Origin of the sequence: Halomonas marinisediminis (genome assembly GCF_004347715.1) — a bacterium.
Classification (GTDB): domain Bacteria; phylum Pseudomonadota; class Gammaproteobacteria; order Pseudomonadales; family Halomonadaceae; genus Halomonas; species Halomonas icarae.
In genome coordinates, this window is sequence record NZ_SLTR01000242.1 from 1 (window position 1) to 305 (window position 305).

Annotated in this window: 1 protein-coding gene; it reads left to right on the forward strand. The window is 65.9% G+C overall.

The genetic code is table 11. The features are described 5' to 3' along the window. Positions 1 to 305, forward strand: a 305-nt coding sequence (locus tag E0702_RS16535) for an alkaline phosphatase family protein (RefSeq protein ID WP_205742002.1), incomplete at both ends; no start/stop codon positions are given.

The following is a 305-nucleotide window of genomic DNA, read 5'->3' on the forward strand; positions in this document are numbered from 1 at the left end:
AGGTCTTCATCGTGTCCGACCACGGCTTTACCCGCTCGGGCCCGCGGATCTTCTATGCCAACACCTTCCTCGAACATGCGGGGCTCCTGACCTGGAACGCGGGCGTGGCAATGGACGACCAGGGCCGCGTGGCGCTCGACGAGAATACCGAGGCCAGCACCCTGATCGACTGGGCCGAGACCAAGGCCTATTCGCTCAGCTCGTCCTCCAACGCGATCTTCATCCGCCGCGCGGCCAAGCCGGGCGATCCCGGCGTCACCGATGCGGAGTACGAGGCGTTCCGCGACGACCTGATCGCGCAGCTT